This is a genomic window from Pseudomonas sp. NFX5 (assembly GCF_049132125.1).
Lineage (GTDB): Bacteria > Pseudomonadota > Gammaproteobacteria > Pseudomonadales > Pseudomonadaceae > Aquipseudomonas > Aquipseudomonas marginalis.
Genome location: NZ_JAFMZG010000035.1, coordinates 203,228 through 223,266, shown reverse-complemented (window position 1 = coordinate 223,266; position 20,039 = coordinate 203,228). Strand labels below are relative to the sequence as shown.

20 protein-coding genes and 2 pseudogenes are annotated in these 20,039 nt (G+C 63.3%); 15 read left to right on the top strand and 7 right to left on the bottom strand.

Going from position 1 to position 20,039, the window contains the following annotated elements; translation table 11 throughout:
- Positions 1-41 precede the first annotated feature (41 nt).
- From J1N02_RS25625 to hpaI, 4 genes are read left to right on the top strand one after another with little or no spacing between them, the layout of a single operon-like run.
- Positions 42-434 carry a 5-carboxymethyl-2-hydroxymuconate Delta-isomerase gene (locus J1N02_RS25625; protein WP_098479852.1) on the top strand — a complete coding sequence of 131 codons (393 nt, stop codon included), beginning with the start codon at positions 42-44 and terminating at the stop codon, positions 432-434.
- A 51-nt stretch (positions 435-485) separates the two neighbouring features.
- Complete coding sequence (locus J1N02_RS25620) at positions 486-1,790, top strand: MFS transporter (RefSeq protein ID WP_419480260.1); 1,305 nt, start codon at positions 486-488, stop codon at positions 1,788-1,790.
- A 12-nt stretch (positions 1,791-1,802) separates the two neighbouring features.
- Positions 1,803-2,606 carry a 2-oxo-hept-4-ene-1,7-dioate hydratase gene (gene hpaH, locus J1N02_RS25615; protein WP_027603489.1) on the top strand — a complete coding sequence of 268 codons (804 nt, stop codon included), beginning with the start codon at positions 1,803-1,805 and terminating at the stop codon, positions 2,604-2,606.
- 13 nt (positions 2,607-2,619) lie between these two features.
- On the top strand, positions 2,620-3,423 hold the full coding sequence (gene hpaI / locus J1N02_RS25610; protein ID WP_108574573.1) for a 4-hydroxy-2-oxoheptanedioate aldolase: 804 nt from the start codon (positions 2,620-2,622) through the stop codon (positions 3,421-3,423).
- 41 nt (positions 3,424-3,464) lie between these two features.
- Here hpaI and hpaR read toward each other — a convergent pair whose 3' ends face one another.
- Positions 3,465-3,887 (bottom strand): homoprotocatechuate degradation operon regulator HpaR, encoded by a 423-nt coding sequence (hpaR, locus tag J1N02_RS25605; protein WP_027603487.1) that lies wholly within the window; start codon positions 3,885-3,887, stop codon positions 3,465-3,467.
- A 239-nt stretch (positions 3,888-4,126) separates the two neighbouring features.
- Here hpaR and J1N02_RS25600 point away from each other — a divergent pair, with 239 nt between their 5' ends.
- From J1N02_RS25600 to J1N02_RS25575, 6 genes are all read left to right on the top strand, one after another.
- Positions 4,127-5,425 (top strand): NAD(P)/FAD-dependent oxidoreductase, encoded by a 1,299-nt coding sequence (locus J1N02_RS25600; protein WP_027603486.1) that lies wholly within the window; start codon positions 4,127-4,129, stop codon positions 5,423-5,425.
- 31 nt (positions 5,426-5,456) lie between these two features.
- Entirely contained in the window at positions 5,457-5,822 is a 366-nt protein-coding gene (locus J1N02_RS25595; protein WP_027603485.1) for a cupin domain-containing protein, read from the top strand.
- Positions 5,823-5,879: 57 nt separating this feature from the next.
- The gene (locus tag J1N02_RS25590) at positions 5,880-6,539 is read left to right on the top strand and encodes a response regulator transcription factor (protein ID WP_092488332.1); all 660 of its coding nucleotides are present in this window, start codon (positions 5,880-5,882) and stop codon (positions 6,537-6,539) included.
- 85 nt (positions 6,540-6,624) lie between these two features.
- On the top strand, positions 6,625-7,446 hold the full coding sequence (locus tag J1N02_RS25585) for a molybdenum cofactor biosynthesis F family protein (RefSeq protein WP_065923951.1): 822 nt from the start codon (positions 6,625-6,627) through the stop codon (positions 7,444-7,446).
- Complete coding sequence (locus J1N02_RS25580; RefSeq protein WP_027603482.1) at positions 7,439-8,239, top strand: SDR family NAD(P)-dependent oxidoreductase; 801 nt, start codon at positions 7,439-7,441, stop codon at positions 8,237-8,239. Before J1N02_RS25585 ends, J1N02_RS25580 begins: the two co-directional genes overlap by 8 nt.
- A complete protein-coding gene (locus J1N02_RS25575; protein WP_421147961.1) occupies positions 8,232-9,002 on the top strand; it encodes an SDR family oxidoreductase in 771 nt (256 codons plus the stop codon). The genes J1N02_RS25580 and J1N02_RS25575 overlap by 8 nt, the downstream gene beginning before the upstream one ends.
- A 23-nt stretch (positions 9,003-9,025) precedes the next feature.
- Here the strand turns inward: J1N02_RS25575 and J1N02_RS25570 are convergent, their stop codons facing one another.
- From J1N02_RS25570 to J1N02_RS25555, 4 genes are all read right to left on the bottom strand, one after another.
- Positions 9,026-9,655, bottom strand: coding sequence for a TetR/AcrR family transcriptional regulator (locus tag J1N02_RS25570; RefSeq protein ID WP_092359656.1), 630 nt, complete (start codon positions 9,653-9,655; stop codon positions 9,026-9,028).
- A gap of 15 nt (positions 9,656-9,670) precedes the next feature.
- On the bottom strand, positions 9,671-10,633 hold the full coding sequence (gene feaR, locus J1N02_RS25565; protein WP_027603480.1) for a transcriptional regulator FeaR: 963 nt from the start codon (positions 10,631-10,633) through the stop codon (positions 9,671-9,673).
- A gap of 116 nt (positions 10,634-10,749) precedes the next feature.
- A complete protein-coding gene (locus J1N02_RS25560; protein ID WP_421147960.1) occupies positions 10,750-11,370 on the bottom strand; it encodes a DUF3156 family protein in 621 nt (206 codons plus the stop codon).
- Entirely contained in the window at positions 11,315-12,814 is a 1,500-nt protein-coding gene (locus tag J1N02_RS25555) for an APC family permease (protein WP_421147959.1), read from the bottom strand. Before J1N02_RS25555 ends, J1N02_RS25560 begins: the two co-directional genes overlap by 56 nt.
- Before the next feature lie 291 nt (positions 12,815-13,105).
- Here J1N02_RS25555 and J1N02_RS25550 point away from each other — a divergent pair, with 291 nt between their 5' ends.
- The gene (locus J1N02_RS25550) at positions 13,106-14,434 is read left to right on the top strand and encodes a hypothetical protein (RefSeq protein ID WP_141157322.1); all 1,329 of its coding nucleotides are present in this window, start codon (positions 13,106-13,108) and stop codon (positions 14,432-14,434) included.
- 46 nt (positions 14,435-14,480) lie between these two features.
- Here the strand turns inward: J1N02_RS25550 and J1N02_RS25545 are convergent.
- A pseudogene (locus tag J1N02_RS25545) lies at positions 14,481-14,762 on the bottom strand (methyl-accepting chemotaxis protein); the annotation flags it as partial.
- A 15-nt stretch (positions 14,763-14,777) separates the two neighbouring features.
- A pseudogene (locus tag J1N02_RS25540) lies at positions 14,778-15,020 on the bottom strand (PAS domain-containing protein); the annotation flags it as partial.
- Between the two features lie 684 nt (positions 15,021-15,704).
- Between J1N02_RS25540 and J1N02_RS25535 the strand changes: the two are divergent.
- From J1N02_RS25535 to J1N02_RS25520, 4 genes are all read left to right on the top strand, one after another.
- Positions 15,705-16,682 carry a helix-turn-helix transcriptional regulator gene (locus J1N02_RS25535; RefSeq protein ID WP_027603475.1) on the top strand — a complete coding sequence of 326 codons (978 nt, stop codon included), beginning with the start codon at positions 15,705-15,707 and terminating at the stop codon, positions 16,680-16,682.
- Between the two features lie 132 nt (positions 16,683-16,814).
- Positions 16,815-17,696 (top strand): transporter, encoded by an 882-nt coding sequence (locus J1N02_RS25530; protein ID WP_421147958.1) that lies wholly within the window; start codon positions 16,815-16,817, stop codon positions 17,694-17,696.
- A 22-nt stretch (positions 17,697-17,718) separates the two neighbouring features.
- Complete coding sequence (locus J1N02_RS25525) at positions 17,719-18,882, top strand: MFS transporter (RefSeq protein WP_092359669.1); 1,164 nt, start codon at positions 17,719-17,721, stop codon at positions 18,880-18,882.
- Positions 18,883-18,916: 34 nt separating this feature from the next.
- Complete coding sequence (locus J1N02_RS25520) at positions 18,917-20,023, top strand: class II histone deacetylase (protein WP_027603472.1); 1,107 nt, start codon at positions 18,917-18,919, stop codon at positions 20,021-20,023.
- Positions 20,024-20,039 lie beyond the last annotated feature (16 nt).

Here is a 20,039-nt window from a genome sequence, read left to right as displayed (position 1 = left end):
ATGGCCGCGCGGCATCCCCGCGCGGCCTGAAGGAGCCGTTCATGCCCCACTTCATCGCTGAATACACCGACAACATCGAACAGCAGGCAGACCTGCCGGGCCTGTTTGAAAAAGTCCACGCCAGCCTGGGCGACAGCGGCGTGTTTCCCCTGGGCGGCATCCGCAGCCGTGGCGTGCGCCTGGACACCTGGCGCATGGCCGATGGCAAGCATGACTACGCGTTCGTGCACATGACGTTGAAGGTCGGCCATGGCCGCGACCTGGCCACCCGCCAGCAAGTCGCCGAGCGCCTGTTCGAGGTCATCACCCAGCACTTCGCCGCGCTTCAGGCCCAGCGCCTGCTGGCCTTGTCGTTTGAAATGCTCGAACTGCACGAGCAGCTCAATTTCAAGCAGAACAACGTGCATGCGTTCCTCAAGGCGCAGGTCGGTTAAGGCGCCCTGCCCGTTCACACCCTCGGCCTCTCAGATAAAAAGTATAAGACCATGAGCACAGCCCATACCGCCGACAACCTCGGCCAGGTCGCACGCGACCGTACTCACAGCACCATCACCTGGCGGCTGATGCCGCTGTTGCTGGTCTGCTACCTCTTCGCCCATCTCGACCGCATCAACATCGGCTTCGCCAAGATGCAGATGAGCGCGGACTTGAACTTCAGCGACACGGTCTATGGCTTCGGCGCCGGCCTGTTCTTCGTGGCCTACGCGCTGTTCGGCGTCCCCAGCAACATGGCCCTGGACCGTGTCGGCCCAAGGCGGTGGATTGCCACGCTGATGGTGGTGTGGGGCGTGCTGTCGACCTGCATGTTCCTGATCGACAGCGCCATGGGCTTCTATGTGCTGCGCTTTTTGCTGGGGGTGGCCGAGGCCGGTTTCTTCCCGGGCATCCTGGTGTTTCTGAACCGCTGGTACCCGGCCGGGCGTCGCGCGCAAGTCACCGCCCTGTTTGCCATCGCGGTGCCGATGGCCGGGGTGATCGGCGGCCCGCTGTCCGGCGGCATCCTTGAACACTTCCACGACCTGGGCGGCCTGCGCGGCTGGCAATGGATGTTCGTCATCGAAGGCGCCCCCGTGATTCTGCTCGGGCTGGTGGTGCTCAAGTGCCTGCCGGACAGCTTCGAGACGGTCAAGTGGCTGGCGCCGGAACAGAAGCAACACCTGCGCGAGCAACTGCACCAGGAAGAACACCGCAAATCCATCACCTCGTTTTCCGCCATTCTCAGCAACCCACAGGTGTGGCTGCTGGTGGCGGTGTACTTCGCGGTGATGCTGGCGGTCAACACCCTGGCATTCTGGATGCCGACGCTGATCCACGGCGCCGGCATCGGCAGCGACGGCAAGGTCGGCCTGCTCAGTGCGGTGCCGTACCTGGCCGGGTGTTTTTTCATGATCGGCTGCGGGCGTTCGTCCGACCGCCAGCGTGAACGCCGCTGGCACCTGTGCGTGCCCTTGCTGATGTCGGCCGTGGGCATTGCCATCGCCGGGCTCGCCCCCGCCAACCCGGCCGTGGTGCTGGGTGGCCTGATTGTCGCCGGCATGGGCGCCAGCGCGGCGTTGCCGATGTTCTGGCAACTGCCTCCCGCGTTCCTCGCCAATAACACCCAGGCCGCCGGGATCGCCCTGATCAGCTCGTTCGGCAGCATCGCGTCATTCTTCGCGCCCTACCTGATCGGCTGGATGCGCGACACCACCCAGAGCGCCAGCCTGGCCCTGTACGTCCTGGCGCTGCTGATTGCTCTCGGTGGCCTGCTGGTGCTGCGCACCCGGGCGGCCATCGTCAACCCTCAATAAGAGACTCTTGCCATGCTTGATCAATCGCTCATTTTGCAAGCCGCCGCGCGCCTCGACCAGGCCGAACGTTCACGCGAACAGGTGCGTCAGTTTTCCCTCGATCACCCGGCGATCACCCTCGAAGACGCCTACGCCATCCAGCGCGCCTGGGTGGAACAGAAAATCAGGGACGGGCGCAAGCTGGTCGGCCACAAGATCGGCCTGACCTCCCGGGCCATGCAGGTCTCGTCCAATATCACCGAGCCGGATTACGGCGCTTTGCTGGACGACATGTTCTTCGATGAAGGCACCGACATCCCCTTCGAGCGCTTTATCGTGCCGCGCGTCGAGGTGGAGCTGGCGTTTATCCTGGGCAAACCGCTGAAAGGCCCGAACGTGACGGTGTTCGACGTACTCGACGCCACTGAATGGGTGATCCCCGCGCTGGAGATCATCGATGCGCGCATCCAGCAGGTCGACCCGCACACCAAGGCGACCCGCAAGGTGTTCGACACCATCTCAGACAACGCCGCCAACGCCGGCGTGGTCATGGGCGGGCGGGCCGTGCGGCCCACCGAGATCGACTTGCGCAAGGTGCCGGCAGTGCTCTACCGCAATGGCGTGATCGAAGAGTCCGGCGTCTCCGCCGCCGTGCTCAATCACCCGGCCAAGGGCGTGGCCTGGCTCGCGAATAAACTGGCCGCCTATGACGTCACCCTGCAACCCGGACAAATCATCCTGGGTGGCTCCTTCACCCGCCCGGTGGCGGCCAACCCTGGCGATACCTTCCATGTCGACTACGACATGCTGGGTTCGATTGCCTGCCGATTCGTTTAACGGGAGAGTGCTCATGGACATGCCTGTCAACACCTTCAAACGTCGCCTGCGCAGCGGTGAAGCCCAGATCGGCCTATGGCTGGGCCTGGCCGATGCCTATTGCGCGGAACTGGCCGCCAATGCCGGTTTCGATTGGCTGCTGATCGACGGCGAACATGCGCCCAACGACCTGCGCGGCCTGCTCGGCCAGCTCCAGGCCGTGGCGCCCTACCCCAGCCAGCCGGTGATTCGCCCGGTGATCGGCGACACCGCGTTGATCAAGCAAGTGCTCGACATTGGCGTACAGACCTTGCTGGTGCCCATGGTGGAGAGCGCAGAACAGGCGCGTACGCTGGTGAACGCCATCCACTATCCGCCCAAGGGCGTGCGCGGCGTCGGCAGTGCGCTGGCCAGGGCTTCACGCTGGAACAGCATTGCCGGTTACCTCGACCACGCCGATGAGCAGATGTGCCTGCTGGTGCAGATCGAAAACCGCGAGGGCCTGGCCAACCTGGAGGCGATTGCGGCGGTGGAAGGCGTCGACGGAGTGTTTATCGGGCCGGCGGACCTGAGCGCCTCGATGGGCCATCGCGGCAACCCCGGCCACCCCGAGGTGCAGGCCGCCATCGAAGACGCCATCGCGCGCATCCGCAACGCCGGCAAAGCCGCCGGCATTCTCAGCGCCGACCAGGCACTGGCGCGGCGCTACATCGAACTGGGCGCGGCGTTCGTGGCGGTGGGCGTGGACACCACCGTGCTGATGCGCGGGCTGCAAAGCCTGGCGGCGGCCTTCAAGGACTCACCGGCGCCTGCCGTCACAGCCGGCGGCGTCTACTGACGCAGCCTCGCTTGCGCTCGGCAGCTGTGGGGCTAGCTCAACTAGCGCTTGAGGGTTTTCAGTTCGTTGAGCAAGGTCAGCAAGGTCTGCAACTTCTCTTCGCCAAACCCCGCCTGCAAGCGCTGGTAATTGGCTTCCATGCTCTGGCTCATGGAGTCGAAACAGGCTTGCCCCTTCTCGGCCAGCCGCACCAGCACGCGGCGTTGGTCCTGTTGCGCCTTGCGCCGCTCCACCATGCCTGCCGCTTCCATGCGCACCAGCACCCCGGTCATGCTCGGCTTGAGGATGCACGCCAGCTCGGCCAGGCGGTTGATCTCAAGCTCCTCATGCTGGCTGAGAATCCGAATGACCCGCCATTGCTGCTCGGTCAGTCCGTGTTGATTGAGCGAAGGGCGAAAAAACCCCATGGCGGCTTCACGCGCATGGAGCAAAGTGAGGGTCAGGGATTGGCGCGGTTTGGACATGGATGGCGGCGTCGCAATTGGTTAACAGATTAACAACATTCTAGCATTGGCGATTGTTGCCCGTGTGCGGCTTTACCGCGCGGCCGGATTCAGGGTGGATGATTGGCAGCCACGGTCAAGAGCGGCGGCACACAGAATCAAGACACCTACCGCGCGGAAGGCACCTAATACACCCCAACAGGCACAGAGCTTCGTGTCGGCTCTGCAGTGAGTTTCCCTTCACTTTTCCAGGCTGCGCCATGATCAATATCGAAACGCCGACCTACTACTCGGCAACCAAGAAATACAACCTCAGTTTCCCCACCCTCGAACAGGACGTGGAAGCCGATGTGGTGGTGATTGGCGGCGGTTTCTCCGGCATCAACACCGCACTGGAACTGGCCGAAAAAGGCATCACCAACATTGTGGTGCTCGAAGCGCGCTACTTGGGCTTCGGCGGCACGGGTCGCAATGGTGGGCAGATCATGGCGGGGATCGGCCATGACCTGGAGAAAATCAAGAACCAGGTCGGCGACGAAGGCCTGCGCCAGATCTTTGAAATCAGCGAGCTGGGCGCCGGCATCATCAAGGATCGCATCGCCAAGTACGCGATCGACGCCGACTTCTGCCACGGCTACGGCTACATGGGCTTCAACGCCCGCCAGGAAAAAACCCTGCGCGCCTGGGAGAAGGACTTCAAGTCAATCAACACCAAGGACGAAATCCGCTTTATGGCGGGATCCGAGGTCAAGCAGATCATCGGTTCCGACGCCTACACCAGCGCGCTGCTGCACATGGGCGGCGGGCACGTGCACTCGCTGAACCTGCTGCTGGGCGAAGCCAAGGCCCTGGCCGGCCACGGTGTGCGCATCTTTGAGCACAGCCCGGCCCTGGAAGTCAGTTATGGCGAACGCATCACCGTGCGCACCGGCCGAGGCTCGGTCAAGGCCTCCAAGTTGCTGTGGGCCTGCGACAGTTTTCTCAACAAGCTGGAACCGGAACTGCACAAGACCACCGTCAATACCTATGCCTTCCAGTTGATGACCGAACCGCTATCCGACGAGCTGATCAACCGCATCAGCCCGATTCGCGGCGCCTACAGCGATATCCGCCCGGTGATCGACTACTACCGGGTCACCAACGAAAACCGTTTGCTGTTCGGTGCCGCCACGCCTTTCGTCGAGCACATCCCGCTGGACCTCAAGGCCTGGAACCGCAACCTGATGCTGAAGATTTTCCCCTACCTCAAGGACGTGAAGATCGACCTGGCGTGGGGCGGGCCGATGGCGACCGGGGCCAACCTGTTCCCGCAGATCGGCACGCTCAGCGGGCGTCCGAATGCCTTTTATGTGCAGGGCTACGCCGGCTTCGGGGTCACGCCCAGCCACATCATCTGCAAGGTCCTGGCCGAGGGCATGAGCGAAGGCTCGTCGCGCTACGACCTGATCAGCGCGGTCAAGCATGCGCAGATCCTGGGCAAGGACCATATCCGCCCGCTGCTGCTCACGGCCGGCAAAAGCCTTCATCAACTTTCGGGCTACTTCAACGGTCGCCGTTGAGCCCCACTGTTTCATTCACAGGAGACCTGCCATGCCCGTTACCCCCCTGAAGAAAGACATCCAATTATCCGACCTCGATGCCTGGGGCACCGTTGCCGACCTCGGCTCCGAGATCCTCGAGGGCGAAGTCAAAGCCTTTGGCAAAATGACCTTCGGCGCCCCGACCGACGCCGTCAGCAGCGCCTATTTCGGCACCACCCAAGGCAAGTTCCGCATGGTCTACCCGTTCGCCGAACAGGCCACGGTGGTCACCGGCGAAGTGGTGCTGACCGACGAAAGTACTGGCCAGAGCACCCGTTACAAGGCGGGCGACAGCTGGTTCGTGACCCAGGGCACGCCGGTGCTGTGGGAGGTGGTAAGCGAGAGTTTTGTGAAGCACTATTTCGCGGTAGTCTGATCGCTCCCCTCTGCCGGCTTCGGCCGGCAGCGTTTGTTCCGGCGCAGGTGACTGACCATGCACGCCATCCCCGCTCAGGAAGTCGCCGGCCATTGCCTGCAGGCTTTCACTCAACTGGTGCCCGCCAGCCAGGCAGCGTTCTATTGTGTCGACCGCCAGTTGCAGGCCCGTGATTTCAGGCTGCAAGGCATGAGCGGTGAGATGCACCGCGACTACCTCGACAACTACCGCCAATTCGACCCGTTGCAACCGCGCAATTGCCTGTCCAGCGGGCTGGCGGTGGTGCCGCTGGGGTTCGCCATGGCCCGCCAGCCCCTGCGTGACAGCCGCCGCTATCAAGACTTCCTGCAACGCTACGGTGTGGTCGATGTGGTGGAGATCGTCGCCCATCGCGCCGACCAGCCCCAGGCGGCCATCTCCTTGCTGCGCACGGCGGAGCAAGGGGTGTTTACCCCCGACCAACTGGCTCAGCTCAATGCCTTGCAGGCGTTGCTGCAAATGGCCGTGGCCAATATGCAGCCCTGCGACGATGCATTGGCCGGGCTCACGCCCAAAGAGCGCGAGATTGCCTGGTTATTACGCCAGGGTGCGAGCAACAAGCAACTGGCCCTGGAGCTGGATGTCGGCCTGCCGACCATCAAGACCCACCTGATCCACCTGTTCCGCAAGATGGGTGTCAGCAGCCGTACCGAGTTGGTCGCCGCGCTGTTTCTGTAAGCCGCCTCAACCCTTTGGTTGATAGGCGCGCCAGGTTGCCAACCGCATGATCCGGGGTGTCCATTCCCTCAACCGGAGCCATGCAATGACCACTTCATCCGACTGGATCACCGTAGGCGCCCTCGCCGACGGGTTTGCCCCCGACGCGTTTATCCTGCCCAACCTTGCCGACCTCAACGGCAAGGCCTTCACCCTGCACTTCGCCAACGGCTGGCAGATCGAGCATCGCTTCGACACCGAGCAGTTGCACTGGCACGCCGCCGACGGTCACTCCAGCGGTTCGGCCGCCTACCGCGCCACCTCGGTACGCCCGGGCCTGTACCTGGTCGACTTCATCAAGCATGAAGCCGGCCAGGCTTGGTCGATCAGCCTGGTGCTGGACACCACCACGTCGTCGTTCACCGCCGTGATCGGGCGCATGCCGGACCGCGAACAAACCGAGCAAGGCCTCTACAGCCGCGCCCTGGCCGGCAAGGCCCTGACCTCGGTGGACGTGGACTTCCTGCACGGCAGCCTGGATCAACCCTGGCAGCCGGGCCAATGCCCCCACGCGCCCACCCAGGAACTGACCGGCCTGCGCAACCTGTATCGCTACAGCCCCAGCGAAGTCTACGAGCACATCTACCTGAACGATCAGTTCTATGCCTGGCAATGCCTCAAGGGCGTGGAGCAAGGCCTGTGCGATACCGATCGCTGCCACTACTACAAGATTGCCGATCAGCTGTACCTGTTCGTCTGGCGCGAAAAAATCATCCCGACCCTCGGCCTGGTGCTGATCGACCTGCAACAGCACCGCAGCGACGGCAAGATCTTCGGCTATGCCGGCGCGTCGTTCGATGAGCTGTCGAACTTTCCGGTCAGCTCCTACTGCCAAGTGCTCAACCGCACGGAGTATCCCGATGCCTGATCCACGTACCGTTGTCATCACCGGTGCCGGCACGGGCATCGGGGCCGCCTGCGCGCGCTTATACGCCGCCGAAGGCGCCAACCTGGTGCTCATCGGCCGTCGCCGCGAGCCGCTGGAGCAGGTTGCACAGGACACCGGCGGCCTGGTGCTGGTCGGCGATGCGGCCTGCCCGGCCACCTGGGAGGGTTTCGTTGCGCAGATTGCTCAGCGCTACGGCCGCCTCGATGTGCTGCTGGCCTGCGCCGGCGGGCATGGCGTGGGCAGCGCCACCCAGACCAGTCCACACACTTGGGAGGCGGCCTTGCGCAGCAACCTGGACAGCGCGTTCTACAGCGCTCGCGCCTGCCTGCCGCTGCTGATCGAAAGCGCCGGCAATATCGTGCTGCTCGGCTCCATCGCCTCGCTGGCCGCCGGGCCCGACGTATGCGGCTACACCACCGCCAAGCATGCGCTGCTCGGGCTCAATCGCTCCCTGGCACGGGATTACGGCCCACGCGGCGTGCGGGTGAACGCGGTGTGTCCCGGCTGGGTTACCACGCCGATGGCCGACGAGGAAATGCAGCCGCTGATGAGCTTCCACGGCGACACCCTGCCGCAAGCCTATGCCCGCGTATGCGCCGACGTGCCGTTGCGGCGCCCCGCCAGCGCCGAGGAAATCGCCAAGGTATGCCGCTTCCTGGCCAGCCCGGATGCCGCGATCATCACCGGCGCCAGCGTGGTCGCCGATGGCGGTTCGAGCATCGTCGATGTGCCCACGCTGGCTTACGTCCATATGGAGCGTGCACATGCCTGAAGACTTGGATTTCAGCGGCAAGACCGTGCTGGTCACCGGCGGCGCCCAGGGTATCGGCCAGGCCATCGTCGAGGCGTTCGCCTGGCGTGGCGCCCGCGTAATGATCGCGGACCTGCGCCTGGCACAAGCCCAGGCATTGGCCGAAGGCTTGCGTGCGCGAGGCTGCCAGGTCGAGGCCATCGCGCTCGACCTGGCCGACGCGACTGCGGTGTTCGAAGGCATCAAGGCCATCGAACAGGACGGGGGCCGCCTGGATATTCTGGTGCACAACGCCGGCTACTTTCCGTTGACCCCGTTCGCGCAGATCACCCCGGCCATTCTTGAGCGCACGCTGGCGGTGAATCTCTCGGCCCTGTTCTGGCTGACCCAGGCCGCCCTGCCGATGTTTCAACGCCAGGGCGGTGGCTGCGTGCTGGTCACCTCATCGGTCACCGGGCCACGGGTCGCCTATGCGGGGCTCAGCCACTACGCGGCGTCCAAGGCCGGGGTCAACGGTTTTATCCGCAATGCCGCACTGGAGCTGGCGCCTTACCAGGTGCGCGTCAACGGCGTCGAGCCAGGGATGATTGCCACGCCGGCCATGGATAACCTGGGCGACAGCCAGGTCAATGCCGACATCGCCAGCCGCGTGCCCCTGGGACGCCTCGGCGCCGCTCAGGATATTGCCGGGGCCATGCTGTTCCTGGCCTCCGACCTGGCGACCTACATCACCGGGCAGACCATCGTGGTGGACGGCGGGTCGACGCTGCCTGAGGTGAAATGACCTCTGTCGGGACGTAAACCGGATCAAATGTGGAAGGGGCGGTGTATCCGTTGAATAGCGCTCGCCCCTTCAAGCAGCGACAGTGAATCACTGAACACCCGCGACAACGCCGCAAGCCGCTTGACGTAACCCTGGGGCGTCGAATAGATCAGCTCCACATGCAGGCTGTCGACGATACCCAGGTAAGCGTCACAAAACACCTCGAGCGCCTCGGGCCGTACCATCCGGTACCGCCCTTGCGCGGCACGCTGGAAATCCTCGCGAATGCTCGCCAGGTACCCCTCAAATCCTGCCGTAATCACGCTGCGAATATCCGCCGGCGGAAAGTAGGCCGTGCGCAACAGGAAGCGCAGGTGCGCCGACCCTGCATAGCGCCCGCGCAATCGCTCAAGGTGTAATTGCCCAGGCACGCCGGGGTGCCCGGCCTCTTCCTTGAAGCACTGCGCGATGTACTGGTGTTCATGGGCCAGGGCAATCTCGAAGACCGTCTGAAACAGCGCGTCCTTGCTGACAAAGTGCGCGTACAGCGAGGCCTTGCGCATGCCCGCCCCGACCGCGATTTCGTTCAGCGATGAAGCGTCGTAGCCATAAGCGGCAAAGTGTTCGACCGCGACTGCACAAATGTTATGGGCCGACAGGGTGAGCGGTTTCATTGATCCATCGATACCCTATGCCGCACCCACCGCTTGCTGCAGATGAGTGGAACGAAAATCCTTGGGCGACAGCTCGAATTGCTTCTTGAACGAGCGGCTGAAGTGCGCGGAATCGGTGAAGCCCCACTTGTAGGCAATCGAGGTGATCGACTCGCTCTTGAGGAACGGGTTGGTCAGATCGTCCGCGCTGCGCTTGAGCCGCGCACGCTGGATGTAGCGGCAGACGCTGTCGTCCTGCTCTTCAAACAAGCGGTACAAATGCCGCACCGAGATGTTCAGGCGGCTGGCCAGGCCTACCGGACTGAGGCCGGGTTGGGTCAGGGACTCGTCGATGACTTTCTGCACATAACTGCGCAGGTTGCTGCCCTGCAAGGACACGCCGCTGTCGCCTGGAGCGTCATGCAGTTCGAAGGCTGAACCGAGCAGCGAAACAAACGCCGCTTGCAGCGCCTCGGCCTCTTCAATCGAATCCTGCCCCTCCAGGCCCTCGCGGCACAGCTGGTCCATCAACACGTGGAGCATGCGCCCGCAGGCCTTGCTCGAAGAGATCTTGCCAAAGGTTTTCGAGGCGCTGCCCAGCTGCTTGCACACTTCGTTGCGCGAGAGTGACAGCGAGGCATGTTCGATAAGGCCAAAGGGGCTGATCTCGATCGAACCCGTGGAGTCCATCAGCAACATATCGCCGGGGGCCAATTGAATGACCTGGCCGTTCTGGGTGATCTGGCAATAGCCACTGCGCTGGCTGACCAGGAAACAATGCTGGTCCATATCGTGATCGGCATTGGGTCGCTCGCGTTTGATCAGGCCGGCGTTGGTGCGCAGGTTGGCCAGTGACAGGCCGCCCCGGGAGTGCTTGGACACCTCACCGATGAACAGTGAGCGGTTGAAGGCCAGTTCCGTGTCGAAATGGCCGCAGGCCGCTCGCAGATCCCGAGTCCAGGTTTCCAACCCATAGTGCGCAGACTGATAGGTGCTCATGGCATCTCCACAATGGTTTCTTGTTTTTGTTGGCTAATAGTTAACATGTTATCTATATAGGCGCAACAAGTCCGTGATACCGACTGTAGAAGCACTAATGATGCCAATTCCTCAACTCAGATCGCGCCCAATACCCGCTGCAAACCCGCCAGTACCCTGAGCAGCCCGGCCCGCTGCGCGCCGCTCAAGGGGATGTAGCGCCGGAACGCCGGCATGCGATTGACCACCTCGCTGCCGCCCATGTGTTCAAGCCGTACGTGCCATTGCTGCCCGCTCAAATCGAGGTGCAGGCGCTTGAAGTCCAGCCCCATCAACGCTTGATGCAGGTCGGGATCATCGTTCAAGGCCGCCTGGAGCCTGGCCAGCAAATCCGGCGCTCCCGTCCGTTGCCGACAGGCCAGTCCCGTGCGCCGGATCGACCCGCTGTGGTGCAGTTCAAAGCGCGCACTGCCCTGCTCTGAGGCAGGCACCGTGAACATGAATTCGGTCATGACCAGGTGCATCAGCAATTGCGCTTCGGTGCGCTCGGCCACGTCGACCTGAAGGCCGATGTCGTCCAGGCAAAACCTTGCCTGGGCTGGCCCCGTCGAGGTGAAACTCGCCAGCCCGAGGTTGCGCCGCACGTACTCAAGCGTGACCCCAGGCCGGTAACCAGACGGGGCCCGTTGGGCGCTGAACAGCTCAGACAGCTTTTGCAGCCTGCTCGAGATAAGGGTTGTGAGGGTTGCCAGGCTCATGGGAAAACTCCTTGGCCAGCACTTCTTCTACCGAAGCCGGCTTGAATGGATTGACCTTCTGTACCACCAGTGTCCAGAACAGCGCGTATGAAGCCGTGATCCCGAGCATCACCCCGAACGGCACATAAATGTCCGCAGGGTTCATGCCCGGCGGGGTAATGAACCACATGCCCAGCAAGATGCCGACGCTGGAAAGAATCTGTGGCAACGGGAAGAACGGCGAACGATAGGCCCGTGGCAGGTCCGGACGACGAATGCGCAGGATCACCACCGACAGCGTCACCAGCAGATAAGAGAAACTCCACGCACACACCGCCGCCAGCACCAGGTGCATGATGTTATCGGTGTTGCCGCCCAACCACAGGGCATACAGGCACGGAATCAGCATCGCTACCAGGATGCACAGCAGCGGCGTCTTGAAACGCGGGTGCAAATATGTGAAGACCTTGGGCAACGCGCCGTCCACCGCCATGCCGTAGAGAATCCTCGGCACGCCCGCCATCAACGTGTTGATGGTGGCGGCACCGGCGAACAGGAAGCCGATCCCCAGCCACAACGGGCCAATATCGCCCATGACCTGCTCGGCGAACCGCGGGATCGCCATGGGCGTGTCGAGCAGGTGCACGCCGGTGGCGGCATCCAGCACCACGTTTTCCACCTGGCGCTTCATCGCCGCGCCATAGATGAACATGCAGGTGGCTACGCTCAACAAACCGAAAATCATGGCCTTGGGCATGACCTTGGCCGAGTTGCGCAGGTCCGGGGCCAGCGGCGTGACGAACTCGCAACCGACGAACATGAACATGGCCATGCCCACCAGCGACAGAATGGTGACCAGGTCGGTACCCACCAGCGACACGCCGAACCAGCCCTCCAGCTGCACCGCAGGGGCCGCGATCAGGCCGAGCACGCCGAACACCATCAGGGTGGTCCACATGCCGAAGGTCAGGATGATCTCGGCCCTGCCGAAGGCGCTGACGCCAAAGGCATTGAGAACACCGAACACCACGACAAACCCCACCCCCAGCAACCAGGAGCCGCCAGCGGACTCCGCCAGGGTATTGAGGTGTTCGAAGTTCACCAGGGCCATGACCCCGGACAGAATCGTCTCGGCCGTGCCGGCGAACACGTGCACGATCAGGTACGCCGACAGGGTGCCGGTGATCGCAAAGAAACGGCCCATGCCGCAATTGATGTAGTCGTAGACCGAGCCGGTGGTCGGCAGGATCGAGGCGGCCTCGGCGAAGGTGGTCGCCTGGGCCAGCATCATTACCACCGCAATCAGCATGGCCACCGCGAAGGCGCTGCCGCCGATACCGAAGCCCATGGTCGCGGTGAGAATCACCGGGCTGGCCATGATCAGGCCGATGGTGCTGGCCAGCGCGGTCGGAAACCCGACGCTGCCGCGTTTCAAATGCTGTGTGAGCCGGTCATTGATCGACATGGTGCGGATCCTCGAAAGCGGATTTCTGAGTGGATGCATCGAGCCGTTCAAGGAGCCGGCGATAAAGCCCTCCCCAGCCAGTCCCTGATCGAAACGGCATCGTGCGCAAAATCACTGTGCACTTCCCGAGCACCGAGCGTCTTGCCCATGTCTGCCGTGGCTTTTGTTGCTGCCTGCCAAGGCATGCGGCTTGGCGGGCAGGATCAATTACGTGGCACGCAGGTGAAAGACTTCCTCCGCCTGGGGTCATCTTAATGCGCCCTCGACTTAACCAAGCTGGGGACTATAACAATGGAGCACACCTTGAAAATACGCACGCAATCCTTGGCCGTCGGCCTGGGTATCGCGCTGTTGATCGGCCATTCACCGGCCCAGGCCTATGAGCTGTACGCCGACGAGGACACCCACCTGAATGCGGACTTCCTGGCGGTCTACGGCCTGTTCAACAGCCGTCACAACTACGACGGCACAGCGGGCGGCTCGACCTGGCGCGAGGGTTTCATCAAGTACGGGGTGAGCGGCGACCAGGGCCTGGCCGGGCACGGCACCGCGTATGGCGCGCTCAATTGGGTCAGCTCCGGCACCTGGGGCGATGGCGATGCGGCGGGCAACACCGATGGCAGCGAACGCACCACCAAAATCGAAGACGCCTACCTGGGATGGCGCTCGGCCGACCTGTTTCCGGCGCTGGGCAAGGACGGTGTGGATTTTTCCGTCGGGCGCCAGGTGGTCAAGATCGGCCGGGGTTTCCTGATCAACGACGACGGACCCAACCTCGGCAAAGGCCCGGCTGACGGTGCACTGAACCGTGGCGGCGCCTATTACCTGGCGGCACGCCACGCCTTCGACCGCACGGCGGTGCTGCGCCTGGGCGGGCAAGAGGGCCTGCACGGCTCGGTGCTGTGGCTCAAGTCGGACAACCGCGCCCAGGCCGAAACCGAACTGGCGGCGGGCACCCTCGACTACACGGCCGCCGCCGGAACGCTGGGGCTGACCTGGGTCCACGGCATGAACGTCACCGACCAGTGGGCCAGCGACTTCCAGAAACAGCGTGAGGGCCTGGACACTTACAGCGTGCGCGGCGAAGGCAGCGCCGGTATCGACAACGCCAGCTTCGCCTTCGAATACGCCTGGCAAGACAAGGACGCGGGGCCGGAAAAAGCCTGGTACGCCGAGGCCGGCTACACCTTCGCCGATGTCGGTTGGTCGCCAAAAGTGACCTACCGCTACACCCGCTACTCGCAAAAATGGGACCCGCTGTTCACCGGGCTCAGCACCGGCTACGGCACCTGGTTCCAGGGTGAAGTCGCCTCCAACTATGCCGGCCCGTTCAACAGCAATACCGGCATCCATCACGTCGGCCTCAAGGCGACGCCCCTGGAGAACCTGACGGTCGGCGCGCTGTACTTCGACTTCAATACCCTGCGTAAACACGACGCGCTGAACCTCGACGCCCGGGAGCTGGACCTGTACGCCGAATGGGCGGTCAACAGCCACCTGATCATCAGCCCGCTGGTGGGCATCTACCAACCCAAGAAGGATGCCGACACCGGTGGTAACCAGGTGGGTGGCAACGGCACCAACCTCTACAGCCAGCTGACCGTGGCCGTGCCCTTCTGACCCCGTTTCAGGAGCTGCGCGACGCAGCTCCGTCCTAACGTTCGTGCTGGTGCAGCATCGTCTGGATCTGATGGGTCGCCTGACGGGTGTTTTCCGCCAGCTTGCGCACCTCATCGGCCACCACCGAGAACCCGCGCCCGACCTCGCCGGCCCTGGCCGCCTCAATGGCGGCGTTCAAGGCCAGCAGGTTGGTCTGGTCGGCAATGCCCTTGATCACACTCACCACCGTGGCGATCTGGCCGTAGGTGGCCTGATTGTGTGCGAGCAGCTGTTGATGGGTGGTCTTCGCCGACTGCTCATCGCTGATATCGCGTACCGCGCCGATCACCCGCGTCAAACGCCCCTGGGCATCGCGCACCGCTCGCCCACGCTCGCGGCACCAGATGTAGTCACGGGTCTTGTGGCGCATCCGGTATTCAAACACGTACTCACCGCTGCCCTGGGGCGCAAGGATTTCCCGGTCGAAGATCGCCATGATCTTCGGCAGGTCATCGGGGTGGGTGATGCTGACCTGCGCGTCCCAGCCGTCGGGCAGCTCATGGGGCGCGTAGCCCAGGAGCAGGCGGAACTGATTGAAAATCCGCATGCGGCTGGCGGGATCCTCCACGTCACCGTTGACCACGGTGATGTCCCAGCAGCCTTCGGTCATGGTGCAGAGCAGCAGCTCCCAGATCTGCGTCTCGTGTTGATGCGCAAGGGCGCGCTGCGCATGCTCACGCAACTCGGCTTCCAGCGCCTGTTCACGCTGCCCGGCCTGCTCCAATTGCCGGCGAAGCACGGCAAGTGCCTGTTCGCTGCGCGCCCCTTCGGCAGCCTGATCGCGGGCTGATTCCTCGAGCAACAGCAACTGCCGCGTAGCCTGCGCACGTTGTGTGGCGAGTTGCTCCAGGTCGGCCTGCACCGACGGATAAGCGTGCAGTGCCTGGGTTCCCAACACCTCCCCCGCCAGCAGTTGCTTGAGGACGGCGGCAAGGTCCTGCATCGGCTGTTTTTTCTTGAAGAACATCGGCCTGGCCCTTTCTGATCGAGTCGAAACCCCGGATCTGATCGCAAACCGAGCGTGATTGCTTGTACGAGCCTGCAAGGCCTTTGCGCGTGGCTGCCATCCAAAAAAGCCCTGCGTCGGGCGCTATCGTGCATCTGTAGGATGGTGATCGGCTTTCAACCCGTCGATACTTGTCCCCAGGCCCTGCCCACGTCCAAACGACGTTCCGGCCCTTAATGACTTCGTGACGAAAACAATAAGAATGTCGCACAGAGGTACATACGAATGAGCCGTCATGATCATGGTCACGCCAGCCTGCTGGAGGCATTCAGCGCGATGACACTGGAGCTCCAACGCCTGGCGCAGGACAAAGACATAGAACACTTCCACGAAGCGGCGCTGAGCTGCATCCGACAGTTGCTGCCCTTCGACAGCGCCTGGTGGGGCCGGGCTGCGCTGATTGACGGCCTGCCCGAAGAACACAGCTCCTACCTCTACAACCTGCCCCGCAGCTACCTGGCCGATTGGCAATCGATTCGCCATATCGATGTAACCATTGCCAGGGTCAACGACGTGCCGGGGCAAGCGGTCATCGTCGACATGCGCAACCCCGCCAACGGCCCGGGGCTCAACTGGCTCGGCTCGTGCTACGCGATCGGTGAGTTACTGTGCGTGGTGTACATCGACCCGCAAACCCACCTCAGCGATCACCTCACGCTCTACCGTGCGCCCGACGCCCCACGCTTTACCGAGCAGGACTGCCTGCTGCTGAACAACCTCATGCGGCACCTGGTGGCGGCGGTCTCGGCCAATCAGATTCGTACCCTGGTCGCCATGCGCGAAGCCCTCACCCACCCGCGCAATCTCGCACTTGCCGTGTGCGACCAGCGCGGCACCCTGCACTGTACGGAACGTGGCTTCGTCGACTTGCTGCTGAGCGAATGGCCGGACTGGACCGGCCCTTGCCTGCCGGTCGCGATGGACGCCGAGGGCTATGACGGCAAGCACCTGCAGGTCGAGGCCTCGACGGTCGGCGACCTGCTCCTGCTGGCGGCCCGCAGCCGTACGGTGCTGATGCAACTGAGCCCTCGGGAGAATGCGGTGGCCCAGGGTTTCGGCGAAGGCAAGACCTACAAGGAAGTCGCCCGCGACCTGGGCATGTCGCCCAATACCGTGCGCCATCACATCCGCGCCATCTACAGCAAACTCGGGGTCAAGGACAAAGCCCGAATCGCCCACCTGCTGCACGCCCCGCCTGATTGATCGGCACCACTGACCCGCGCTGACTTTTTCGCTGTCGTTTTGACGGCCACGGGACACCTGTGCGCTTTTTTTGTCCCCCCTGCCACCCACGGGCGAGCCGTTCGCCACACAACACCTCAAAGAAGAGATGCCATGCCCATGATCCACACCTTCACCCGCACCACCACACTGGCCCTGCTCGGCGGCCTGTCGAGCCTGCACGCCAGTGCGGCCGACCTCAACGCCCGGGACTTTTTCGGCGCCCCCTCGGGCACCAGCCTGGGCGTGCTGTACCTGCCGGCAAGCCGCGCCAGTGACTTCCACGGCCCGGCCGACAGCACCGGCAAGGCCGACCTGAAGGTCAACGCCGTGGCGTACCGCCAAGTGTTCTTCACCGACCTCTGCGGCACCCTCTGCACCCCACAGTTCATCGTGCCTTTCGCCGACATCAACGCCCGCCTGCCGGGTGCCGGCCAACGCAGCGCAGAAAGCGGTTTCGGTGATCCCCAGGTCGGCGGCACGGTGTTTTTCATCAACGATCCGGCCTCGCGCACCTACAGCGGCCTACTGACCCTGATCACCCTGCCTGTGGGCGAATACCACGGTAACAATCCCGATGTATCGCCCGGTGCCAATCGCTGGGGCACCACCTTTGTCTACAACTACACCCAGGGCATCGGCGAAAAGTGGGTGCTGGAAGCCAACCTCGAAGCCCAGCTCTACGGCAAGAACGACAACTACTTCGGCAGCGACCTGAAACAGGACCCGCTGTATCGCCTGCAAGCCTTTGCTTCCTACGACTTCACACCCAGCACCTACGGCGCACTGCGACTGATCCACACCGATGGTGGCGAATTGCGGATCAATGACCAGCGCATCGACAACACCCACAAGCGCTACACCCAGGTGGGCTTCGAGGTTGGTCACTGGCTGGATAAACAGAACCAGTTGATGTTCGGCCTCTCGCAGAACGTCGCCACCGACAACGGCTATCACGGTACCGACGCGCTGCTGCGTCTGGTCCATGTGTTCTGAATCCCCTCATCGGAGCTTGCCCATGAACACCCAGACCCAACCGCTGACCGATGAACGCGCCCACGCCTCATCCCCATTGGCATTGCTGGCAGCCATTGTGCTGTTCGCTGCCATCACCCCGACCATTCTCATGACCGCACCGGCCGTGGCTGCGCAACTGGCGACGCAATGGCAGTTGAGCCCGTCACAGATCGGGGACCTGTTCTCCACCGAACTCGGCGCCATGAGCCTGGCCACCCTGCCCGCACTGTGGTGGCTCAAGCGTGTCGACTGGCGCCGCGCCGCCTTGCTGGCCGGGTTGCTGTTCATCGCCGCCAACCTGCTTTCAATGCTGGCCCGCGACTACCCGATACTCCTGGCACTGCGCTTTTGCAGCGCCCTGGCCGGTGGCTCGTTGATGATCATCTGCCTGTCCAGTGCGGCCTCCACGGCCAATCCCGGGCGTGTCTACGGGTTATGGGTGATGGGGCAACTGGTGGTCGGGGCGATCGGCCTGAGCATCCTGCCCCGGCTGTTCGAGCACTACGGGCTGTCAGCCTGCTACCTGATCCTCGCCGCCTTGATGACGCTCTTTCTGCCCCTGGCACGGCACTTTCCCCAGGGCAGCCCGGCGCCTGAAAAAGCCGCCGAGCGCATCGCCCTCGCCTCCCGGTGGAAAGCCGCACTGGGCATTCTGGGCCTGCTGAGTTTCTACGTCAGCCTGAGCGGTGTCTGGACCTTTATCGGTTCCATCAGCAGCCATGCCGGCCTCTCTGCCGAGGCCAGTGGCGAGATTCTGGCGCTCGCCACGGTGATGGGCATCGTCGGGGCCGGTTGTGCCTCGCTGATCGGCGACCGTCTGCCACGCCTGTTGCTGTTACTGCTGGGGTACGCGTTGATGGCAGGCGCCGTGCTGTTGCTGCTGGGCCAGCCCGACATGCTGCGTTTTGCCTTGGCGGCGCTGCTTTTCAAGTTCACCTGGACCTTCATTCTGCCGCTGGTCCTGGCCTGCCTGGCCGACCTCGACCGCTCCGGAAAATTGATGAACACCTCCAACCTGGTGATCGGTGGCGGCCTGGCCATCGGCCCGACCGTGGCTGGCCGGATGATCGAAGCCAGCGGCGGCTTCCAATCACTGCTGATCGCAGGGGCGTGCATCACCGTGCTGTCCCTGGTGTTGATACTGGGCAGCCGCCCAAATGCCTGACAGGCCCTTTTACCCCAACGAAAATGGAAAGACGATGAGCCGAAAAAGTGCATTTTTCTTCGACGAACTCAGCCTCTGGCACAGCGCCGGGTTGCACGCCTTGACCTTACCGGTGGGCGGGTGGGTGCAACCGCCTGCCGCCGCCGGCCACGCCGAGTCACCGGAAACCAAGCGTCGCTTGAAGAGCCTGCTGGACGTTTCCGGCCTGACCCGCCACTTACAGGTGCGCAGTGCCAACGCGGCCACCGCTGAAGACCTGCTGCGGGTGCACACGCCCAACTACCTGCAACGCTTCAAGGCGATGAGCGATGCCGGGGGCGGCGAATTGGGCCCCCACGCGCCCATCGGGCCAGGCAGTTATGAAATAGCCAGGCTCTCCGCCGGGCTGGCCATGGCGGCAGTGGATGCGGTGCTGTGCGGCGAAGTCGACAATGCCTATTCTCTGTCACGCCCACCCGGCCACCACTGCCTCGCCGACAACGCCATGGGCTTCTGCTTCCTGGCCAACATCGCCATCGCCATCGAAGCTGCAAAAGCACGGCGTGGCCTGGGCAACGTCGCGGTGATCGACTGGGACGTGCACCACGGCAACGGCACCCAATCGATCTTCGAAGAACGCGGCGACGTGCTGACGATTTCCCTGCATCAGGACGGCTGTTTCCCGGCAGGTTACAGCGGTGAAGCCGATCGCGGGCGCGGCGCGGGGCTGGGCGCGAATATCAATATCCCGCTGCCCCCCGGCAGCGGTCATGAGGCGTATCTGCACGCGATGGAGCGTATCGTGATTCCGGCGCTGGAGCGCTTCGAGCCGGAATTGATCATCGTCGCCTGCGGCTACGACGCCAACGCGGTCGACCCACTGGCGCGAATGCTGTTGCACAGTGACTCGTTCCGGCACATGACCCGTCTTGTACGCCAAGCAGCCGAACGCCTGTGCCAGGGCCGCCTGGTGCTGGTGCACGAAGGCGGCTACTCCGAAGCCTATGTACCGTTTTGCGGGCTGGCGACCATTGAGGAATTGGTGGGCGTCAGGACACAGGTCGGCGACCCCATGCTGGAGTTTGTGCAGTTGCAGCAACCGAACGCGGCGCTGGCGGCGTTTCAGTTGCGCGTAGTCGATGAGTTGGCCGAAGCCCGCTGAGCGTGACGCAAAAAAA